General features: G+C 51.2%; 2 protein-coding genes. One reads left to right on the plus strand and one right to left on the minus strand.

Annotation, left to right across the window (positions count from 1 at the left end; genetic code table 11):
- Positions 1 to 11: 11 nt before the first annotated feature.
- Positions 12 to 185 (plus strand): DUF2933 domain-containing protein, encoded by a 174-nt coding sequence (locus tag PL640_RS25500; protein ID WP_271363870.1) that lies wholly within the window; start codon positions 12 to 14, stop codon positions 183 to 185.
- Positions 186 to 218: 33 nt separating this feature from the next.
- Here the strand turns inward: PL640_RS25500 and PL640_RS25505 are convergent.
- The coding region (locus tag PL640_RS25505) for a M23 family metallopeptidase (protein WP_271363869.1) at positions 219 to 560 on the minus strand (342 nt) is incomplete at its 5' end.

Raw genomic sequence — 560 nt, forward strand, 5'->3', positions numbered from 1 at the left:
CCTATGCGCTTATTGCTGTCGCCGCGATTGCGGCATTTGCTCTCCTGCGCGAACACTGGTCACATGTGGCAGGCTACTGGCCATATCTGTTACTGCTGCTTTGTCCGCTCATGCATCTTTTCCACGGTCACGGGGGGCATGGAGATCATCAACATCACGGAAGTGAAAACGATAAAAAAAATTAATCCGGCAGACGGGACCGCGTCGCGGTCCCGTTATCAGTCCAGGTATCGTTCGTAGTCTCTGGCATGCGCAAAGGCATGCTGTTCGAGTTTGTTATCAGCGGGTGCCGCCGTCCGGAACGCCAGTGAGTTAACAGGATTGTTATTGATGACCAGCTCGTAATGCAGATGAGGACCGGATGAACGTCCGCTGTTACCGGATAACGCAATAGCGTCTCCCCGGGTAACCCTGGCCCCTTTAGTAACGAGTATTTTATTGAGGTGGAGATAGCGAGTTTTAACACCGGCTTTTCCCGTTACTTCAACAAAATATCCCATGGTACTGTTGTATTCGGCCCGGGTGATTTTTCCGTCGATGACGCTGACTATTTTCGTGTT

Source organism: Agrobacterium sp. ST15.16.024 (assembly GCF_027956545.1).
GTDB classification, from domain to species: Bacteria; Pseudomonadota; Alphaproteobacteria; order Rhizobiales; family Rhizobiaceae; genus Agrobacterium; species Agrobacterium cucumeris.